The following is a 19,510-nucleotide window of genomic DNA, read 5'->3' on the forward strand; positions in this document are numbered from 1 at the left end:
CGATGCCAGAGGTCTGGCATCGGATTTTCGATGAAGCCTTGCTGAGACTCAAATACTTAAGTGAACAGCATTACGCCCTTGCAGCGGGGCTTTTTATTGCCTGCAAAAATCAGGAAATCGAAGGATGCAGCGCCGCGATCATGTCCACTTCCACCGGCGCGTTTTTCGGCAACTGGTAAACACCCACCGTCGTGCGCGTATGTTTGCCGGCATCACCCAACACATGGGTGAAGACATCCGAGGCGCCGTTGGCCACCTCACTGAGGTCGACGAAATCGAACGTGGATTTCACATAAACGGTGACACGAAGCAGTGCCTTGACGTTATCCAGTGAACCAACGGCCTCGCGGATCAATGCCAGACCGCGTATCGCGCTGATGCTCGCGGCCTCTTGCGCATCGGCCAGATTGAGCTCCAGGCCCACCCGGCCCGGGTACTGGATTTTGCCGTTCATGCGCGGCACCAGGCCACTGACATACAGCTCATCGTCATGCCGAAGCAGTGGCGCGTAATGCCCCCCGGCCGCGTTCTCGTCGTAGATATCGAAGCCGTGCTCTTTCGCCATCTCGAGGAAACGTTCGTCGCGGGTTATTTGCTTAATCATCACTTGTTCCTCTTGATCCACCATGCAAACGCGATTTTGATGGTAGAGACAGACGCTTCTCTTGATCAGGGCAAGTTCGTATAGAATCCAGCGAACTTTACTGCCAGGGAGACCAGTAAAATGCAGGCTCAGCGCGCTGTGATCGCCGCCATCGAGTTCCAGCCGGGAGTGCCGCTGGTGCAGCAGATTGTCGATCAGCTGTCCGAGGCAATCCGCCAGGGAGGCCTGCCGCACGGGGCCAAGTTGCCGCCGATTCGCGAGCTCTCCGAGTTGATGAACGTCGGAAAATCCACCGTTGTGGACGCCCTCGACCGATTGCGGGCCAAGGGGCTGGTGGTCTCACGCCAGGGCTCGGGACATTACGTCCACCGGGCAAGCACCCAGCCCCCAACCGCTATTGCCCCGGATCTGCAACCGCAAGACACCCTCAGCCGTGTCCGCCGTGCGATTCTTTTGGATAACGGCGCGCTACGTCCCGGCTGTGGATTTCTGCCCGGTTCCTGGCTGCCCGCCGAAGATCTGCTCAAAGCCGTGCGCGGCACCCTTCGCGCGACATCGCTGCGCATGGGCGAATACGGTGAGGTCGGTGGTTATCGGCCGCTGCGCGAGGCATTGCGGGTCAAGTTATCGGGCTTTGGCATCGAAGTGCCGGTGGAACAAATCATCACCACCGCCAATACCATGCAGGCCATCGACCAACTGATGCGCCTGTTGATAAAACCCGGCGATACGGTGCTGCTCGACGATCCGTGCTACTTCAACCTGCACACCAATCTGGCGTTGCACGGCGCCAAGGTCATCACCGTTCCCCGCGATTGCAACGGGCTGGATCTGGAGGCGTTCGAGCACAGGCTGATCGCCCATCGCCCTGTGCTCTACATGACCAACAGCACCCTGCATAACCCGACCGGGCACTCGTTTTCGGCGGCGCAGGTGTATCGCCTGCTGGAGTTGAGTCACCGCTACGGTTTGCACATTGTTGAAGATGACCTGTATGGCGATCTCCAGCAACGACGCACCCCGCGCCTGGCTGCGAGCGGGCTGGACAATGTCAGTTACGTGTCCGGTTTCTCCAAGACCCTGACCGCCAACAGCCGGGTCAGCTACGCCGTGTTGTCACCGCAACTGGCGGCCCGGATGATCAACCTGAAGATGAGCATCGGCGGCGTGACCTCGGAACTGGCGGAACAGATCATCTGCACCATGCTCAGCAATGGCAGCTACGCCAAACACATCCGGCGCACGGTGGATCGCTTGTATGAATCGAGCAGTCGCGTGGCGCGCTGGCTGGTGGAGGCTGGGTGCTCGGTGTCGTCGGTGCCGGGTGAAGGGCTGTTCATCTGGGCTCGTTTGCCCAACGGGTTGAATGCCGAAACCCTTGCCGACAAAGGCCTCAAGAATGATCTGGTGCTGGCGCCCGGGGGTATGTTGAGCAAAGCGGCCGACGCCAATGGTTTTCTGCGCTTCAATGTTGCGCATAGTGATGATCCGCAGATGCGGGAGCGGTTTTTCCGGTTGCTTGATAGATGAGGTTCCCGACAGACCGAGGTGCGGCCTTCGCGAGCAGGCTCGCTCCCACATTGGACCGCGTTTCCCCAGCTGGAATGCGGTCTAGTGTGGGAGCGAGCCTGCTCGCGAAGGGGGCGACACGGACCAAAAGAAGCCCCCAACAAAAAGCCCCGCACTTCTCTCGAAGGCGGGGCTTTTGTTTACAGCATCCGACGCTTACGGCGCGTACGTCAGCAGCAGCTCGGTCGGCACTTTGAAGTCCAGGGACATCATCACGCTCAACGCGGTAATGGTGAAGATCGAGAACACGAACAGCTTGCGTGCCCAGACCGTATCATCCACTGCCTTGTAACCGGTCCAGGCCATGTACAACCAGTACATGCCCATGGCCGCGGCGACGGCGAGGTAGCTCATGCCGGCATAACCGCTGAAGGTCAGCATCAAGGTCGCCACGAGGAAGGCCAGGATGTAGATCAGGATGTGCTTCTTGGCCACCTGGATCCCGCGCTTCACTGGCAGCACCGGAATCGATGCGGCCAGGTAATCGTTGAAGCGGAAGATCGCGATGGCGTAGGAATGCGGCATCTGCCACAGGCTGAACATCACCAGCAACGTCAGTGCGGCCATGTCGAAGCTGTTGGTCACAGCGACATAGCCAATCACCGGCGGCATGGCGCCCGACAGACTGCCCACCAGCGTGCCGTGAACCGACTTGCGCTTGAGGTACAGGCTGTAGAAGCCGACGTAGATGACGAAACCGATCACTGCGAACAGCGCGGCCAACGGGTTGGCCACCTTGTACAACAACGCAACGCCGGCAACACCCAGGACGGTCGCAAAGGCCAGGGCCAGTTTCAGGGAGATCAAGCCCTGGACCAGCACCCGGTTCTTGGTGCGCTCCATCTTCAGGTCGATGTCGCGGTCGATGCAGTTGTTGAACACGCAACCGGAAGCCACCACCAGGGACGTGCCGATCATGGCGGCCAGGAAAATGGCCAGATCGACATGCCCTTTCGAGGCCAGGAAAAATCCGCCCGCCACAGAAAGCACGTTACCGAAAATGATCCCCGGTTTGGTGATTTGGATAAAGTGCTTAAAGGACATCCGGACTTTCCTCAGTGCGCCATCATGACGGTGTGGATGCTGAACATGATCCACAGCGACAGGCCTACCAACAGGACGATTACCAGTGCAGCGAAGACAAACGCGATCACGTTGTTACGCTGGGCAGCGGAGCGGTCCAGGTGGAGGAAGTACACCAGGTGCACGAGCACCTGGATCACTGCGAAGGCCAGTACGATCCACAGGGTCATGGCTTTCGGCAGCGACGGGTACATCACCAGGCCGAAAGGAATGATCGTCAGGATCACAGACAGGATGAAGCCGATGGCGTAGGACTTGACGCTGCCGTGGCTGTCGTCGTGGCCGTGGCCATCGTGGGAGTGTGCGTTAGCCATTACAGGGTCCCCATCAGGTAAACAACGGTGAATACGCAGATCCACACCACGTCCAGGAAGTGCCAGAACAGGCTCAGGCAGCTCAGACGGGTCTTGTTGGTCGCCGTCAGGCCGTTTTTCTGCACCTGATACATCATGATCGCCATCCAGATCAGACCGCTGGTCACGTGCAGACCGTGGGTACCGACCAGGGTGAAGAACCCGGACAGGAAGCCGCTGCGGTTAGGACCGTAGCCTTCGGAGATCAGCATGTGGAACTCGTTGATCTCCATGCCGATGAAGCCCAGGCCGAACAGGAAGGTGATGGCCAACCAGCCCAATACCGCCTTCTTGTTGCCCTTGAACAACGCCAGCATGGCGAAGCCGTAGGTGATCGAACTGAACAACAGGCAGGCGGTTTCGCCCAGCACGTATGGCAGCTCGAAGATGTCGTGGCCCGACGGGCCACCCGCTACGTTGTTAACCAGTACCGCGTACACCGCGAAGATCGACGCAAACAGAATGCAGTCGGTCATCAGGTAGAGCCAGAAACCGAATACGGTCATCTCGCCCGAGTCGTGGTGATGGTCATCGTGCCCATGTCCATCGACATGGGTGTGTCCAGCATTGGTCACTAAGTTCGACATGGTTTAAGCCTGTTCCAACGAGGTTTCAACACGGGTGGCAGTGGCCGGGATTTTCCCTGCGGCTACCAGACGTTTGCGCTGCTCGGCTTCGGTGCGCTCGATCACGTCGACCGGCACCATGTAGCCCTGGTCATCACGGGCAGCGTGGATCACGAAGTAGATCACGGCGCCGGCGAGGCCGAAGATGGCCATCCACCAGATGTGCCAGATCATCGCGAAACCGAACACGGTCAACAGAGCACCCATGACCAGGCCGGTCGCGGTGTTGTTTGGCATGTGGATCGGCTCGTACTTGACCGAAGTCTGGTACGCAGTACCGTCTTCCTTGGCTTCAGTGAACGGGTCGATGCAGTCGGCTTTTGGCAGTACGGCAAAGTTGTAGAACGGTGGTGGCGACGAGGTCGACCATTCCAGCGTGTGGGCATTCCACGGGTCACCGTGTTCGCACATGTTTTCCGGCTTGTTACGGTCACGAACACTGACGTACAGCTGGATCAACTGGCAGGCAATCCCGCAGGCGATCATGACCGCACCGAACATTGCAACGTACAGGTACGGCACCCACTCAGGGTTGGTGGTGGCGTTCAGACGACGGGTCATGCCCATGAAGCCCAATGCATAGAGCGGCATGAACGCGACGAAGAAGCCCGAGATCCAGAACCAGAACGCTGCCTTGCCCCAACCTTCGTGCAGCTTGAAGCCGAACGCTTTAGGGAAGTAGAAGCCGAAACCAGCGATGTAGCCGAATACGGCGCCGCCGATGATCACGTTGTGGAAGTGAGCAATTACAAACAGGCTGTTGTGCAGAACGAAGTCAGCACCCGGGATGGCCAGCAGTACGCCGGTCATGCCGCCGATGGCGAAGGTCACCATGAAGCCCAGGGTCCACAGAACCTGGCTGGTCATGCGCAGACGGCCCTGGTAGATGGTGAACAGCCAGTTGAATAGCTTCACCCCCGTCGGGATCGAGATCAGCATCGTCGCCAGACCGAAGAAGGCGTTGACGTTGGCACCCGAACCCATGGTGAAGAAGTGGTGCAGCCAAACCATGAAGCCCAGGATCGAGATCGCGCCCGAGGCGTAGATCATCGAGTGGTGGCCGAACAGTTTCTTGCCCGAGAACGCCGAGATGACTTCGGAGAAGATCCCGAACGCCGGCAGAATCAGGATGTAAACCTCGGGGTGACCCCACGCCCAGAACAGGTTGACGTACATCATTGGATTGCCACCAAGTTCATTGGTGAAAATGTGGAAATCCATGTAACGGTCAAGCGTCAGCAAAGCCAGGGTAGCGGTCAGGATCGGGAAGGAAGCGACGATCAGCACGTTGGCCCAGGTGCAGGTCCAGGTGAAGATCGGCATGTCCATCAGTTTCATGCCCGGGGTACGCATTTTCAGCACGGTGGCCAGGAAGTTGACCCCGGTCAGCGTCGTACCTAGCCCGGATAGCTGTAGCGCCCAGATGTAGTAGTCCACACCCACGCCAGGGCTGTAGCCCAGTTCCGACAGCGGTGGATACGCAACCCAACCGGTACGGGCGAATTCGCCGACACCCAGGGACACGTTCACCAGCACGACGCCAGACATCAGCAGCCAGAAGCTCAGGGAGTTCAGGAACGGGTAGGCAACGTCACGCGCGCCGATCTGCAGCGGCACTGCAAGGTTCATCAGGCCGGTGAAGAATGGCATCGCCATGAAGATGATCATGATCACACCGTGAGCGGTGAAGATCTGGTCATAGTGTTCAGGCGGCAGGTAGCCAGGCGAACCCTCGGTGGACAAGGCCAACTGGGTACGCATCATGATGGCGTCGGCAAAACCGCGCAGCAGCATGACCATGGCGACGATGATGTACATCACGCCGATTTTCTTATGGTCGACCGAAGTCAGCCACTCGGACCACAGGTAGGTCCATTTCTTGAAATAGGTGATTGCAGCGAATACGCCCAGACCGCCGAGGGCGATCATGGCGATGGTCACCATCACGATCGGCTCGTGGAACGGGACCGCTTCCCAACTTAATTTACCAAACATCGTTTACTCCTCTGCCCCGGCAGCTGAATGCGAACTCATGTCCATCCCTTCCATCTGGGCCACTTCTTTCTCTTTCTTCTCGTGGTCCACTTTCGGACCCGGTTTCATGCCTTCGTACTTGTCGACGATGGTCTGGAACAGGTTCGGCGTGAACGAGGAGTAGAGCGCTACTGGATTGTTCTGGCTTGGTTTGGAAAGGGCTTCGTATTCAGCTTTTTCAAGCTGTTTAGGTGCCTTCTTGACATCACTGACCCAGGCATCGAAGTCCGCCTGAGAGGTGGCGATTGCTTTGAACTTCATGCCGGTGAAACCCGCGCCGCTGTAGTTGGCGGAGATCCCGTCGAATTCAGCATTCTGATTGGCGATCAGGTGCAGCTTGGTCTGCATGCCCGCCATCGCGTAGATCTGACCGCCCAGGCCCGGAATGAAGAACGAGTTCATCACGGTGTCGGAGGTGATCTGGAAGTTGATTGGCGTGTTGGCCGGGAAGACGATCTTGTTGACCGTGGCAATGCCTTGTTCCGGGTAGATGAACAGCCACTTCCAGTCCATCGATACCACTTGGATGGTGATCGGCTTGACGTCGGATTCCAGAGGTTTGTACGGATCCAGAGCGTGGGTCGACTTGTAGGTGACGTAACCCAGGGCAATGATGATCAGGACTGGAATGGCCCACACCGCGATTTCAATCTTGGTGGAGTGCGACCACTTCGGCGTGTAGACGGCGTCAGTGTTGGAGGCGCGATATTTCCAGGCGAACAGGAAGGTCATGACGATGACCGGTACCACGACAAGAAGCATCAGCAGCGTTGCGGTGATGATCAGGTTTCGCTCGTCCAGGCCAACCTGGCCCTTGGGATCGAGCAAGGTCATGTTGCAGCCTGACAGCAACAATGTGCCAATCAGCGGCAATAAGCCTAGTAGTCTGGGGTACCTGTTTTTACTCATCTCACGACCTCTAAAGCAGCTTGCGCAATGCAGTTGGGTTTTGATCGCCAACACTTCACCCTGCCAAGGGTTGGCATTTTTCTTGGATTGAATAAGGGCCGCCCGTCGCGCGTCAGACGCTGCTCGACAAATCCTGGGACAGCGGTAAGTTCTTATTCGAATTCGTGGTCAAAGGCCTTGTTACAGACCAATTCCATTTGGTGCGGATAGTTGGAAGGCTCCGACACCTGGGAGTCGCATGAGGCGTTCAAGCCTCTCGACGCCCTACTTTCTGCTCATGCTGAGCAGTGCCGGGAATTCAGTGCGGGCGATTGTAGATATGTAACGATTCATAAACCATGTCTCATCCCGAAATAATTTTTATCCATTCCAGCAACAATCATTAACGGATTTCGCAAAAGTCCGGCATGGTATCGAAATCGATTCTCAACAAAAACACCAAAATTAGTAGGTCTACCTTGCGCAGTTCAGACAGCTTCGGGGCTGCTGCGCCCTCCCACGACACTGCTCAACCCCCTATGAGACAAGGGCTAGGGCAATTCGCCAGCCCCTGTTAAAACTGCCTGTTCCTGCATTGCCGGGGCCAGATGATGAGCCGCCGCAACAGACCAATTTTGTTGCCCGCCCCCATGCCAATTCAGCGCCTTGAAATGCCTTGCGACACTCGCGCTGTGACAACATGTCGCACACGTGTCGCACCCGTGCTTGTCACGCATCACGGTCTTTTTACCTGGCCTCTGAAAATGCAAAACGCCCCGGCCCCCTCAACGAGGGCCGGGGCGTTTTCATGGACTACCCAGCAGTGCGGCGAAGCGCCTCAGCGCAGCGCTTTACGGTTACGCGAGGTGAGCAACGGCACCAGAATCACGATCAGCACGAACGCTACCAGCGCCCATTGTGCCAGCGACAGACCGAGGATCGGCGGGTACGGCGTGGAGCAGAAGCCATCCACCTGGAAGCCCAGCGGGAAGATCTTCGCCAGCGGCAGACCATCGACAATCGGCTGCAGCACATCAATGCCGCAGCTGACCGCCGGGTAGAACTGGGTGTAGACGTGATGCCCGGCCACCGCTGTGCCTGCCAGGGCACTGATGACCACCAGCGTCTCGAACACGGTAATGCTGCGACGGGTGCGCGTGGCCGCGCCGATGAAGGCAAACACTGCGATAAACAACAACGCGTAGCGCTGGAGAATGCACAGCGGGCATGGCGCCTCGCCCAGCACAATTTGCATGTACAGCGCGCCGCCGATCAGCGCCAGGCAGATGATGCCCAGTAACACCAGATAGCGCCGTTCGCGCCCCAATCGCATTGTTTCCTCGCTCATCGCGTTTCCCTTTTAGATAGCAGTTGCCGCCAGTCTACACGCAGGCCCCGACGTTTGAGAGCCTGGCGCGTGCCGGTGGATTTGGGGGAATAAACGATAAGCCGGTTAAGAAGGGATTAACTTTGGAAGCAGTTTTTAAGAATTAAGACCGAGGTGCGGCCATTCGCGAGCAGGCTCGCTCCCACAGTTGACCGCATTCCTCTGAGAGAACTCGGTCAAGTGTGGGAGCGGGCTTGCTCGCGAAGCAGGCGACTCGGTCTCCCGAGTCGCCCCAATGAATTACTCCAACGCCGAAGCCGGCCCGAAGAACTCATAACGGCTCTGCTTCTCCGGAACCCCCAACGCCTTGAGGTGGCGCTTGATCGCCGCCATGAACCCTTTCGGCCCCAGGAAGTAAGCATCCAGGTCTCGCTGCTCGGGCAACCACTCGCCCAGTTGCTCCCGGCTCAACAACCCGACCTTGTCCGCTGCCGGACTCACACCATCATCTTCGGCGTAGCAATAGAAGCGCTTGAGTTGCGGATGACGCTCAGCCATCCCGTCGATCCAGTCACGGAAGGCATGCACGCTGCCGTTGCGCGCGCAGTGGATAAAATGCACCGGGCGCTCAGTGGCCAACGCGGCTTCGAGCATCGCCAGTGTCGGAGTAATGCCGACACCGCCGCTGATCAGCACCAGCGGCTTATCGCTGGCCGTCAGGGTGAATTCACCCGATGGCGGGAACAACTGGATGCTCGACCCGACATGCAGCTGATCGTGCAAATGGTTGGACGCCCGCCCACCGGTTTCACGCTTGACGCTGATGCGGTACTCGCCTTTGTTGGCCAGCGCCGACAGTGAGTAGTTGCGACGGATCTCTTCGCCGTCGAGGATCAGTTTCATGCCGATGTACTGGCCAGGCTCTGCCTCAAGAATCGGGCCTTTGTCAGCAGGTTCGAAGTAGAACGAGGTGATTTCCGCGCTTTCTTCAACCTTGGCCGTGACGATGAATTCCCGCGCCCCGCGCCAGCCACCGGGCGCCTGTTCTTTCTGATCGTAGATACTGGTTTCGGCACCGATCAGAATCTCGGCGAGTTGCCCATAAGCCGCACCCCAGGCCGCGATGACTTCAGGGGTGGCGATTTCTTCGCCCAGTACCTCGGCGATGGCACGCAGCAGGCAGGTGCCGACAATCGGGTAGTGTTCCGGCAGGATCTGCAGGGCCACGTGCTTGTTGATGATTTTGGCCACCAGGTCGCCCAACTGGTCGAGCTGGTCGATGTGCCGCGCGTACATCAACACACCGTTGGCCAGCGCGCGCGGCTGATCACCGCTGGCCTGGTGGGCCTGGTTGAACAGCGGGCGCACTTCCGGGTATTCGGAGAGCATCATGCGATAGAAGTGAGTAATCAGCGCTTCGCCGCCGCTTTCCAGCAACGGTACGGTGGATTTGACGATGGCACGGTCTTGAACGCTAAGCATAAGGACGACTCCGGAGCTTGATGTGTATTTCCTTAGACTTATCAGTTTCCATGCCAAGTATTAAAACCATGTAAATCAATAGGTTGAAAACATAGTAGTCATATCGACACACGCTGATTTATAGTCATGTCGACTACACGGAGTCACTATGACTGCAAAATCTCTGCTCACCGCCCTGCTGCCCCTGGTCTCTGACCTGTCCCGCGAACTGCCCGAAGGCGAGCGTTATCGACGCTTGCTCGAAGCCATGCGCGCCCTGCTCCCCTGCGATGCCGCAGCCCTGCTGCGCCTTGATGGCGAATGGTTGGTGCCGCTGGCCGTCGACGGCTTGAGCACGGACACCCTGGGCCGGCGCTTTAAAATCAGCGAGCACCCACGATTCGAGGCCTTGCTCAGCAGTCACGGCCCGACCCGCTTCGCCGCCGACAGCGACTTGCCCGACCCTTACGACGGACTGGTCGAGGGTCTCGACGATCATCTGGAAGTCCATGACTGCATGGGTTGCCCGCTGTTTATCGACGAGCGTCCATGGGGCTTGTTGACCCTCGACGCCCTCGACCCGGAACAATTCGAACCGATCGAGCTGGATGCCCTGCAAGCCTTTGCCAGCCTCGCCGCGGCCACGGTCAACGCCGCCGAGCGCATCGAACGCCTGGCCAACCGCGCCGAAGACGAACACCAGCGCGCCGAGGTTTACCGTCAGGCCAGCGGCCAGCAGAACCGCGAGATGATCGGCCAGAGCAAGACCCACAAACGCCTGGTGGAAGAGATCAACCTGGTGGGCGGCAGCGACCTGACCGTACTGATCACCGGCGAAACCGGGGTCGGCAAGGAACTGGTCGCGCAGGCGATTCACGCCGCCTCCGCCCGGGCTGACAAACCGATCATCAGCCTCAACTGCGCGGCGCTGCCGGACACTCTCGTGGAGAGCGAATTGTTTGGTCATGTGCGTGGCGCGTTCACCGGCGCGATGAATGATCGTCGCGGCAAGTTCGAACTGGCCAATGGCGGCACGCTGTTTCTCGATGAGGTCGGTGAGCTGTCGCTGACGGTACAAGCCAAGCTGCTGCGCGTTCTGCAAAGCGGTCAGTTGCAACGCCTGGGTTCGGACAAGGAACACACGGTTGACGTGCGCCTGATCGCGGCGACCAACCGCGACCTGGCCGAAGAAGTGCGCAACGGTCGCTACCGTGCCGACTTCTACCATCGCTTGAGCGTTTACCCGTTGCTGGTGCCAGCACTGCGCGATCGCGGGCGGGATGTATTGCTGCTCAGCGGCTTCTTCCTGGAACAAAACCGTTCGCGCATGGGCCTCAACAGTCTGCGTTTGAACAGCGATGCGCAGGCTGCCTTGCTGGCCTATAACTGGCCGGGGAACGTGCGGGAGCTGGAGCATTTGATTGGTCGCAGCGCGCTTAAAGCGCTGGGTAACTGCAAGGATCGCCCGAAGATTCTCAGCTTGAGTGCGGCAGACCTGGAGTTGCCTACCGGCGGTGATGAGGTGCTTACCGAACAACCCGTCGTCAGCGCCGTGACATTGGTGGCCGGTGATCTGCGTGAAGCCACGGAGAATTATCAGCGGCAATTGATCAGCGCTTGCCTGGAGCGGCATCACAACAACTGGGCGAGCGCGGCGCGTGAGCTGGGGCTGGACCGGGCGAATCTTGGGCGCATGGCCAAGCGATTGGGGATGAAGTGACGGCCCCTTCGCGAGCAGGCTCGCTCCCACACTGGACCGCGTCGTACGCCGATCAAATGTGGGAGCGAGCCTGCTCGCGAAGGCGGCAAACGGTTCATCCGAATTTCTAAAGCCTGCCCGCTACAAGTCGATAACCCGATATCGATAGTTTTTGGCAATCCCGCGATCGCCCATCACCTTTTTCCAGAAGGTACATATGTCTTCCAACAAAGCCCGCGCAGATTCACTTTCGCTTCTGCTGTTTACCTTGCGCAGCGGCAAGCTGATGGCGATCAACCTGCTCAAAGTCAGCGAAATCATTCCTTGCCCGCCGCTGACCCGGCTGCCGGAGTCGCATCCCCACGTCAAAGGCATCGCCACCCTGCGCGGTGCTTCGTTGTCGGTGATCGACCTGAGCCGTGCCATCGGCGAGCGCCCGCTGGAAGACCCGAACGGTGGCTGCCTGATCGTCACCGACGTCAGCCGCTCCAAGCAGGGCCTGCATGTTCAGGCCGTGAGCAAGATCGTCCACTGCCTGACCACCGACATTCGTCCGCCACCCTTTGGTTCCGGCGGTGTGCGTTCGTACATCACCGGCGTAACCTCGGTAGACGGCACGCTGGTGCAAGTGCTGGACATCGAAAAAGTCATCCACGGCATCGCCCCGGCACAGATCGAAACGGCCCCGACCGAGCTGAGCATGGAAGACGCCGAAGTCCTGGGCAGCGCGCGCATTCTGGTGGTCGATGACAGCCAGGTCGCCCTGCAACAATCCGTGCACACCCTGCGCAACCTCGGCCTGCAATGCCACACCGCCCGCAGCGCCAAGGAAGCCATCGACTGCCTGCTCGACCTGCAAGGCACGGCCCAGCAGATCAACCTGATCGTCTCGGACATCGAAATGTCGGAGATGGACGGCTACGCCTTCACCCGCACCCTGCGCGAAACACCGGACTTCTCGCACCTGTACGTGCTGCTGCACACCTCCCTGGACAGTGCGATGAACAGCGAAAAAGCGCGTCTGGCCGGGGCTAACGCGGTGCTGACCAAGTTCTCTTCACCTGAACTGACCAAATGCCTGATCGAGGCGGCCAGGGCTGTCGCTGAACAAGGTCATTAAGAGGTGGCCGAGGACTTTTGCTATTTGATGCGGCGCAACCTCGCCGAGGCTGTGCCGGCGATCACCTGGCCTGAAGGCATCGTCCTCAGCCAATACCGCCCTGAATTGGCAGCAGCCGTCCATCACTTGATGGAATTGGGTTATCAGGAAGGTGGTGGCCGCGTGCCGGCGCTGGAGGTGTGGCAACAGCGCTTTGAAACCGACCCCGAATACGATCCCGCCCTGTGTTTCATTGCGCTGGATGCCGACGGTATCGCTGGTGTGTGCCAGTGCTGGACCAGCGCCTACATCAAGAACCTGGTGGTCCACCCGCGCGCGCAACGCCTCGGGCTGGGCCGCGCCTTGTTGCAGCAGGCGTTTCACGTATTTCAGCAACGTCGGGAAGGGTTTGTTGACTTGAAGGTGCTGGAAGACAACCTTCGGGCACAGCGGCTGTATGAAAGTTCCGGGATGTATGTGGTCCGCCGGGAACCGGTTCCAGCCTGATACACCGCCTTCGTCGGAACACCGCCCGGAGCAGGCTCGCTCCCACACTTGATCTGCGTACAACACAGATCGCCTGTGGGAGCGAGCCTGCTCGCGAAGGGGCCAGCATTAACAATATCAACCCTTCAGGCATACTCGGCCAATCAAGCCAACGGAAGCCCGAACCATGAAAGCCGCACCCCTGATCGCCCTCTGTCTCACCGCCCTCGCCTCCCAGGCCCACGCCTCCAGCCCCGACGCCTGGGCCGCCTACGACAAAGCCGTCCTCACCAGCTGCACCAAAGCCAGCGGCCTGAAAAACGCCAAGCCCGTCGGCACCCCTGCACAATTCGATGATCGGGTCGACTACACCGCCCTCCTGCTGCAAGGCCAATACCCGCAAAAACACATGAAAGGTCAGCAAGGCACCGAGCTGTGCCTCTACAACAAGAAGACAAAAACCGCCTACGTGACCGAATGGGACTCCATTCGCCCGACCGCCAAGGCCCAGTGAGTGGCGCATAACTTGCTTCATCGCTAGGCAGTGCGGTGACATTCTGTCGCCGTTTCCTGCCCTCACATGCGGCCCGGCGAGCAATGAATACAAGGTTTTCCTGCGTAGGTTGCGGCAAGTGCTGCAACGACCACCACGTCCCCCTGACCCTGGCGGAAGCCCGCATGTGGGCGGGCGATGGCGGTCAAGTGATCGTGCTGGTCGAGGGTTTTCTGGGTAACGGCCTGGGCCTGCCGGTGCAGCAACGCGAACACGCCGAACGCCGTTCGGTGGTGGTTCGAAGCGGCGCGTCCGAGGCGCACGTGGCAATCACCTTTGCCGCCTATAACGTCGGTCCCTGCCGGAATCTTGACGAAGACAACCGCTGCGGCATCTACGAGCGCCGACCGCTGGTGTGCCGCATCTACCCGGCGGAAATCAACCCGCACATCCTGCTGAACACAGCGACCAAGGATTGCCCGCCCGAATCATGGGAACAGGGCCCGGATCTGATCATCGGCGGTCAATTGGTCGATCAGGAGCTGGCGCAGTTGATCCAGCGTTCTCGTCAGGCGGATCGCGATGACATTCAGGCCAAGGACGCTATTTGCGCGTTGCTGGGGATTCGCACGACTGCGCTGAAGGGTGACGGGTTTACCGCCTATCTGCCGGACATGAACGCGTTTGCCACGGTCATTGATCAGGTGTCAGCGCAACCACTGGCGGCGCCGGAGAGTGACTGGCTGTTTCATGTGTCGGGGGATGACATTGCCGGGCAAGTGCAGGCGGCGGGTGCGCAACTGGTGACTGAAGCACCGGTGAACTATGCGTTTATTTCGTTGCGGGCGGCTTGATCCAAGGGATTAGTTGCCTGTGATGACCCCTTCGCGAGCAAGCCCGCTCCCACATTTGATCTCCATCTGACACAGATTTTGTGTATGTCGACGATCCACTGTGGGAGCGGGCTTGCTCGCGAAAGCGGTAGATCAGGCACCGCAGAAACTGAAACTCAGCGCTTACCCATCGAACGACGAGTACCCGGAGGTGCCGCCCCAGGTGTCTTGGTATGGCCATTCTTCGCGCCATTCTTGTACCAAGGCTGACTGGCGTTCTTCGCGGCCGCCAGATCACCCGGTTTGAACGGGAACTTGAACGCCGGGATTGCGGCTTTGGTTTCGCTGTCTGCGCTGGAGTCGACGCTGTCTGGCAGGTCTGCCTGGTCGTCGCTCAAAGCGTCGGCAACCGGCGGTTGTGTCGGGGAAGTCATGAAAGCTCCGGGTGATGCACATAGAGTCGGGCCCGGTCAGCGAGCCGCGAAAGGCGGCAGTATACCTGTGTCTAGAGCTGCAAGCTTCACACCGCGCGTGAGTCCGTCGGGTTTGTGCTGGCGAACCCACCGCCGCTGAATCTCAAACTGACAGCCCCGTCAGTTAGCAGTCACCTTCCTGACGGGCTGACAGGGTTATAAAGAAGGGTATAAACCTGAAATACCCCAACCTCTCAGCCCGGCGCCCCACTCGCATGCGAATTCAGAAAAAACCCGCCTTGATCGCAGGTCTGCTAATTGCCTTGGCAGCGCTGGGCACCTGGTACCTCGTCAAGCCTGCCACGGCCAAACTCGCCGCCCCGACCGCCATCCCGGTGCGCGTGGTCAACGTCGTTGAGAAAGACGTGCCGCGTTATGTCAGCGGTATCGGGTCGGTGTTGTCCTTGCACAGCGTGGTGGTGCGCCCGCAGATCGACGGCATCCTCACCAAGATCCTGGTCAAGGAAGGTCAACTGGTGAACAAAGGTGACCTGTTGGCCACCATCGACGACCGCTCGATCCGCGCCAGCCTCGATCAGGCCCGCGCTCAACTGGGAGAAAACCAGGCGCAGTTGCAAGTGGCACTGATCAATCTCAAGCGTTACAAACTACTGAGCGTTGATGACGGCGTATCCAAACAGACCTACGACCAACAACAAGCGCTGGTCAATCAGCTCAAGGCCACCGCCCAGGGCAACCAGGCTTCAATCGACGCCGCTCAGGTGCAACTCTCCTACACACAGATTCACTCGCCGGTCACCGGGCGCGTCGGTATTCGTACAGTGGATGAAGGCAACTTCCTGCGCATGACCGACGCCCAGGGCCTGTTCACCGTGACGCAGATCGACCCGATCGCCGTCGAGTTTTCCCTGCCGCAGCACATGTTGCCGACCCTGCAAGGGCTGATCGGCGACCCGCAACGCGCCCAAGTGAAAGCCTACATTGGCGCCGACACCGACGGTGAAACCGGCAACTTGCTGGGCGAAGGTCACTTGACCCTGATCGACAACCAGATCAACGCCAACACCGGGACCATCCGCGCCAAGGCCGAATTCAACAACGCCGGGCAGAAACTCTGGCCGGGCCTGCTGGTGACGGTGAAAATCCAGACAGCCCTGGAGAAAGATGCGCTGGTGGTACCGCCCACCGTCGTACAACGCGGCCTCGATCAACACTTCGTGTATCGGGTCAACGGCGACAAAGTGGAAACCGTGACCGTGCAGGTGGTTGCCCAAGGCAGCGGTCAGGACATCATCAAAGGCGTGAAACCGGGCGATGTGCTGGTCAGTGATGGCCAGTCACGGCTCAAACCGGGGTCGACCGTGCAGGTCATGACCGAGCCGCCGCAAGTGGTGCAATCGGAGCCGAAGCCATGAAGGGCCATGGCTCGGTCTCTGCCTGGTGCATCGATCACCCGGTCGCCACCATCCTGCTGACCTTTGCGCTGGTGCTGCTCGGAGCCATCGCCTTCCCGCGCCTGCCGATTGCGCCGTTGCCGGAAGCCGAATTCCCGACCATTCAGGTGGCCGCGCAATTGCCCGGTGCCAGCCCGGAAACCATGGCGTCGTCGGTGGCTACGCCGCTTGAAGTGCAATTCAGCGCCATCCCCGGCGTGACCCAGATGACGTCGAGCAGCGCCTTGGGTTCGACCAACCTGACCCTGCAGTTCACCCTCGACAAAAGCATCGACACCGCCGCCCAGGAAGTCCAGGCCGCGATCAACACCGCCGCCGGCAAGCTGCCCAAGGACATGCCGACGCTGCCGACCTGGCGCAAGGTCAACCCGGCCGACAGCCCGGTGCTGATCCTCAGCGTCAACTCCACGCAAATGCCCGGCACTGAACTCAGCGACCTGGTGGAAACCCTGCTCTCGCGTCAGATCAGTCAGATCGATGGCGTAGGCCAAATCAACATCACCGGTCAGCAACGTCCGGCGATTCGCGTTCAAGCCTCGGCGGACAAACTCGCGGCTATCGGCCTGACGCTGGCGGACATTCGCCTGGCGATCCAGAACACCAGCCTCAACCTGGCCAAAGGTGCGTTGTACGGTGAGTCGAGCATTTCCACGCTGTCGACCAACGACCAGTTGTTTCACCCCGAGGAATACAGCCAACTCATCGTTTCCTACAAGGACGGCGCCCCGGTTCATCTGCGGGATGTCGCCAAAGTCGTCAACGGTTCGGAAGATGCCTACGTTCAGGCCTGGGCCGGCGATAAACCCGGGGTGAACCTGGTGATCTCCCGGCAACCGGGCGCGAACATCGTCGAGACCGTGGATCGCATTCAAGCCGCGCTGCCGGCGCTTGAAGCCATGCTCCCCGCCTCAGTGCAGGTCAAGGTGCTGGTCGACCGCACCCAGACCATTCGCGCGTCTTTGCACGAAGTGGAAATCACCCTGTTGATCGCGATCATGCTGGTGGTGGCGGTGATGGCGCTGTTCCTGCGCCAATGGTCGGCGACGATGATTGTGTCCGCGGTGCTGGGCGTGTCCCTGACCGCCAGTTTCGCCCTGATGTACATCATGGGCTTCAGCCTGAACAACCTGACCCTGGTGGCGATTGTGGTGGCCGTGGGGTTTGTGGTCGACGATGCGATTGTGGTGGTGGAGAACATTCACCGACACCTTGAGGCCGGTGACGGTATGCGCGAAGCGGCGATCAAGGGTGCGGGCGAGATTGGTTTTACCGTGGTCTCGATCAGTTTCTCGCTGGTGGCGGCGTTCATTCCGCTGCTGTTCATGGGCGGCGTGGTCGGGCGGCTGTTCAAGGAGTTCGCCCTGACAGCCACTTCAACCATCATGATTTCGGTGGTGGTCTCACTGACCCTGGCGCCGACGCTGGCCGCGCTGTTCATGCGTGCGCCGGTGCATCACGCCCACAGCAAACCGACGTTCGGCGAACGCTTGGTGGCCGGCTATGAAAAACTGCTGCGCCGCGCCCTCGCCCATCAGAAATTGATGATAGGTGTGTTCGGTCTTTCCCTGTGCCTGGCCATCGTCGGTTACATCTTCATTCCGAAAGGTTTCTTCCCGGTGCAGGACACCGGTTTTGTCCTCGGCACGACCGAAGCTGCCGCCGATATTTCCTACGGCGACATGGTGAAAAAACACCTGGCGATGGCCGAAATCGTCGCAGCGGATCCCGCAGTTGCAGCGTTTTCCCACTCTGTCGGGGTGTCGGGCAGTAACCAGACGATCGCCAACGGTCGCTTCTGGATCTCCCTGAAAAAACGCGGCGACCGCGACGTTTCGGCCAGCCAGTTCATCGACCGGATTCGCCCGCAACTGATGAAGGTCCCGGGCATCGTGCTGTACCTGCGCGCCGGGCAAGATATCAACCTCAGCTCTGGCCCTAGCCGTGCACAGTACCAATACGTACTCAAGAGCAACGATGGCGCGACCCTCAGCACCTGGACCCAGCGGCTGACGGAAAAACTGCGCAGCAACCCGGCGTTCCGCGACATTTCCAACGACCTGCAACTGGGCGGCAGCATCACCCACATCAGCATCGACCGCAGCGCGGCGGCGCGCTTCGGCTTGACCGCCAGTGACGTCGACGAAGCGCTTTACGATGCGTTTGGTCAGCGCCAGGTCAATGAGTTCCAGACCCAGATCAACCAGTACAACGTGATTCTGGAGCTGGACACCAAGCAACGCGGCAAGGCCGAAAGCCTGAATTATTTTTACCTGCGCTCACCGCTCAGCGGGGAAATGGTACCGCTGTCGGCGCTGGCCAAATTTGACGCGCCTACGGTCGGCCCGCTGTCCATCGCCCACGACGGCATGTTCCCGGCCGCTAACTTGTCGTTCAACCTGGCGCCCGGCGTCGCACTGGGCGATGCAGTGATCATGCTCAACCAGGCCAAGGCCGACATCGGCATGCCAGCGGCCATGAGCGGCAACTTCCAGGGCGCGGCCCAGGCGTTCCAGAGTTCGCTGGCCAGCCAGCCGTGGCTGATCCTGGCGGCGCTGGTGGCGGTGTACATCATTCTTGGCGTGCTCTATGAGAGCTTCGTCCATCCGCTGACCATCATTTCGACGCTGCCGTCGGCGGGGCTCGGGGCGGTGATCATGCTGTGGATCTGCGGCCAGGACTTTTCGATCATGGCGTTGATCGGGCTGGTGCTACTGATCGGCATCGTGAAGAAGAACGGCATCCTGATGATCGACTTCGCGCTGGACGCCCAGCGCAACCGTGGCTTGCCGCCGGAAGAAGCGATCTTCCAGGCCTGTATCACGCGGTTCCGGCCGATCATCATGACCACCCTCGCCGCCCTGCTCGGTGCGCTGCCGCTGATGCTCGGCTACGGCACCGGCGCCGAACTGCGCCAGCCATTGGGGATCGCGGTAGTCGGCGGCTTGCTGGTGAGCCAGGCGCTGACGCTGTTCACCACTCCAGTCATATACTTGTGGCTTGAGCGGCTATTTCACAGGCCCAAACCTTCGCCCGTACCGGCGTTGGCGACCACAGACTGAGGCGGGGT

Annotated in this window: 17 protein-coding genes; 8 read left to right on the top strand and 9 right to left on the bottom strand. The window is 59.6% G+C overall.

The genetic code is table 11. From position 1 onward, the window contains the following. Window positions 1-109 precede the first annotated feature (109 nt). A complete protein-coding gene (locus tag AC07N8_RS26095; protein ID WP_483842862.1) occupies window positions 110-604 on the bottom strand; it encodes a RidA family protein in 495 nt (164 codons plus the stop codon). 120 nt (window positions 605-724) lie between these two features. On the opposite strand from AC07N8_RS26095, the gene AC07N8_RS26100 reads away from it, so the two are divergent. After that, window positions 725-2,134 carry an aminotransferase-like domain-containing protein gene (locus tag AC07N8_RS26100; protein WP_493146537.1) on the top strand — a complete coding sequence of 470 codons (1,410 nt, stop codon included), beginning with the start codon at window positions 725-727 and terminating at the stop codon, window positions 2,132-2,134. Window positions 2,135-2,329: 195 nt separating this feature from the next. Here AC07N8_RS26100 and cyoE read toward each other — a convergent pair whose 3' ends face one another. The 7 genes from cyoE to hmpA all read right to left on the bottom strand — a co-directional run bounded on the left by cyoE (window position 2,330) and on the right by hmpA (window position 9,966). After that, the gene (cyoE, locus tag AC07N8_RS26105; RefSeq protein ID WP_027922713.1) at window positions 2,330-3,217 is read right to left on the bottom strand and encodes a heme o synthase; all 888 of its coding nucleotides are present in this window, start codon (window positions 3,215-3,217) and stop codon (window positions 2,330-2,332) included. Between the two features lie 11 nt (window positions 3,218-3,228). Further along, complete coding sequence (cyoD, locus tag AC07N8_RS26110; protein WP_027922712.1) at window positions 3,229-3,570, bottom strand: cytochrome o ubiquinol oxidase subunit IV; 342 nt, start codon at window positions 3,568-3,570, stop codon at window positions 3,229-3,231. Continuing rightward, window positions 3,570-4,196 (bottom strand): cytochrome o ubiquinol oxidase subunit III, encoded by a 627-nt coding sequence (locus AC07N8_RS26115; RefSeq protein WP_027922711.1) that lies wholly within the window; start codon window positions 4,194-4,196, stop codon window positions 3,570-3,572. The genes cyoD and AC07N8_RS26115 overlap by 1 nt, the downstream gene beginning before the upstream one ends. Before the next feature lie 3 nt (window positions 4,197-4,199). Further along, on the bottom strand, window positions 4,200-6,230 hold the full coding sequence (cyoB, locus tag AC07N8_RS26120) for a cytochrome o ubiquinol oxidase subunit I (RefSeq protein ID WP_493146534.1): 2,031 nt from the start codon (window positions 6,228-6,230) through the stop codon (window positions 4,200-4,202). Window positions 6,231-6,233: 3 nt separating this feature from the next. Next, window positions 6,234-7,178 (bottom strand): ubiquinol oxidase subunit II, encoded by a 945-nt coding sequence (gene cyoA, locus AC07N8_RS26125; protein WP_027922709.1) that lies wholly within the window; start codon window positions 7,176-7,178, stop codon window positions 6,234-6,236. An 817-nt stretch (window positions 7,179-7,995) separates the two neighbouring features. Continuing rightward, a complete protein-coding gene (locus tag AC07N8_RS26130; protein WP_123435056.1) occupies window positions 7,996-8,505 on the bottom strand; it encodes a disulfide bond formation protein B in 510 nt (169 codons plus the stop codon). Between the two features lie 279 nt (window positions 8,506-8,784). Next, window positions 8,785-9,966, bottom strand: a complete 1,182-nt coding sequence (gene hmpA / locus AC07N8_RS26135; RefSeq protein ID WP_483842859.1) for an NO-inducible flavohemoprotein — start codon at window positions 9,964-9,966, stop codon at window positions 8,785-8,787. Between the two features lie 148 nt (window positions 9,967-10,114). Here hmpA and norR point away from each other — a divergent pair, with 148 nt between their 5' ends. The 5 genes from norR to AC07N8_RS26160 all read left to right on the top strand — a co-directional run bounded on the left by norR (window position 10,115) and on the right by AC07N8_RS26160 (window position 14,576). After that, a complete protein-coding gene (gene norR, locus AC07N8_RS26140) occupies window positions 10,115-11,665 on the top strand; it encodes a nitric oxide reductase transcriptional regulator NorR (protein WP_493146531.1) in 1,551 nt (516 codons plus the stop codon). Between the two features lie 196 nt (window positions 11,666-11,861). Continuing rightward, window positions 11,862-12,764 (top strand): chemotaxis protein CheV, encoded by a 903-nt coding sequence (locus AC07N8_RS26145; protein ID WP_140668481.1) that lies wholly within the window; start codon window positions 11,862-11,864, stop codon window positions 12,762-12,764. Window positions 12,765-12,791: 27 nt separating this feature from the next. Next, window positions 12,792-13,250, top strand: coding sequence for a GNAT family N-acetyltransferase (locus AC07N8_RS26150; protein WP_493146529.1), 459 nt, complete (start codon window positions 12,792-12,794; stop codon window positions 13,248-13,250). 166 nt (window positions 13,251-13,416) lie between these two features. Beyond that, window positions 13,417-13,743: a hypothetical protein gene (locus AC07N8_RS26155; protein WP_483842856.1), complete on the top strand. Its 327-nt coding sequence runs from the start codon at window positions 13,417-13,419 to the stop codon at window positions 13,741-13,743. Between the two features lie 83 nt (window positions 13,744-13,826). After that, window positions 13,827-14,576 (top strand): YkgJ family cysteine cluster protein, encoded by a 750-nt coding sequence (locus AC07N8_RS26160; RefSeq protein ID WP_483842855.1) that lies wholly within the window; start codon window positions 13,827-13,829, stop codon window positions 14,574-14,576. Window positions 14,577-14,731: 155 nt separating this feature from the next. On the opposite strand, the gene AC07N8_RS26165 is transcribed toward AC07N8_RS26160, so the two are convergent. Beyond that, window positions 14,732-14,989 carry a hypothetical protein gene (locus AC07N8_RS26165; RefSeq protein ID WP_007943495.1) on the bottom strand — a complete coding sequence of 86 codons (258 nt, stop codon included), beginning with the start codon at window positions 14,987-14,989 and terminating at the stop codon, window positions 14,732-14,734. A gap of 254 nt (window positions 14,990-15,243) precedes the next feature. Between AC07N8_RS26165 and AC07N8_RS26170 the strand changes: the two genes are divergently transcribed. Together AC07N8_RS26170 and AC07N8_RS26175 are read left to right on the top strand one after the other, a co-directional pair. Continuing rightward, on the top strand, window positions 15,244-16,404 hold the full coding sequence (locus AC07N8_RS26170) for an efflux RND transporter periplasmic adaptor subunit (RefSeq protein WP_493146526.1): 1,161 nt from the start codon (window positions 15,244-15,246) through the stop codon (window positions 16,402-16,404). Then, window positions 16,401-19,502: a multidrug efflux RND transporter permease subunit gene (locus AC07N8_RS26175; protein ID WP_493146524.1), complete on the top strand. Its 3,102-nt coding sequence runs from the start codon at window positions 16,401-16,403 to the stop codon at window positions 19,500-19,502. Before AC07N8_RS26170 ends, AC07N8_RS26175 begins: the two co-directional genes overlap by 4 nt. Window positions 19,503-19,510 lie beyond the last annotated feature (8 nt).

The organism is Pseudomonas sp. GW821-FHT10C09, from assembly GCF_059415465.1.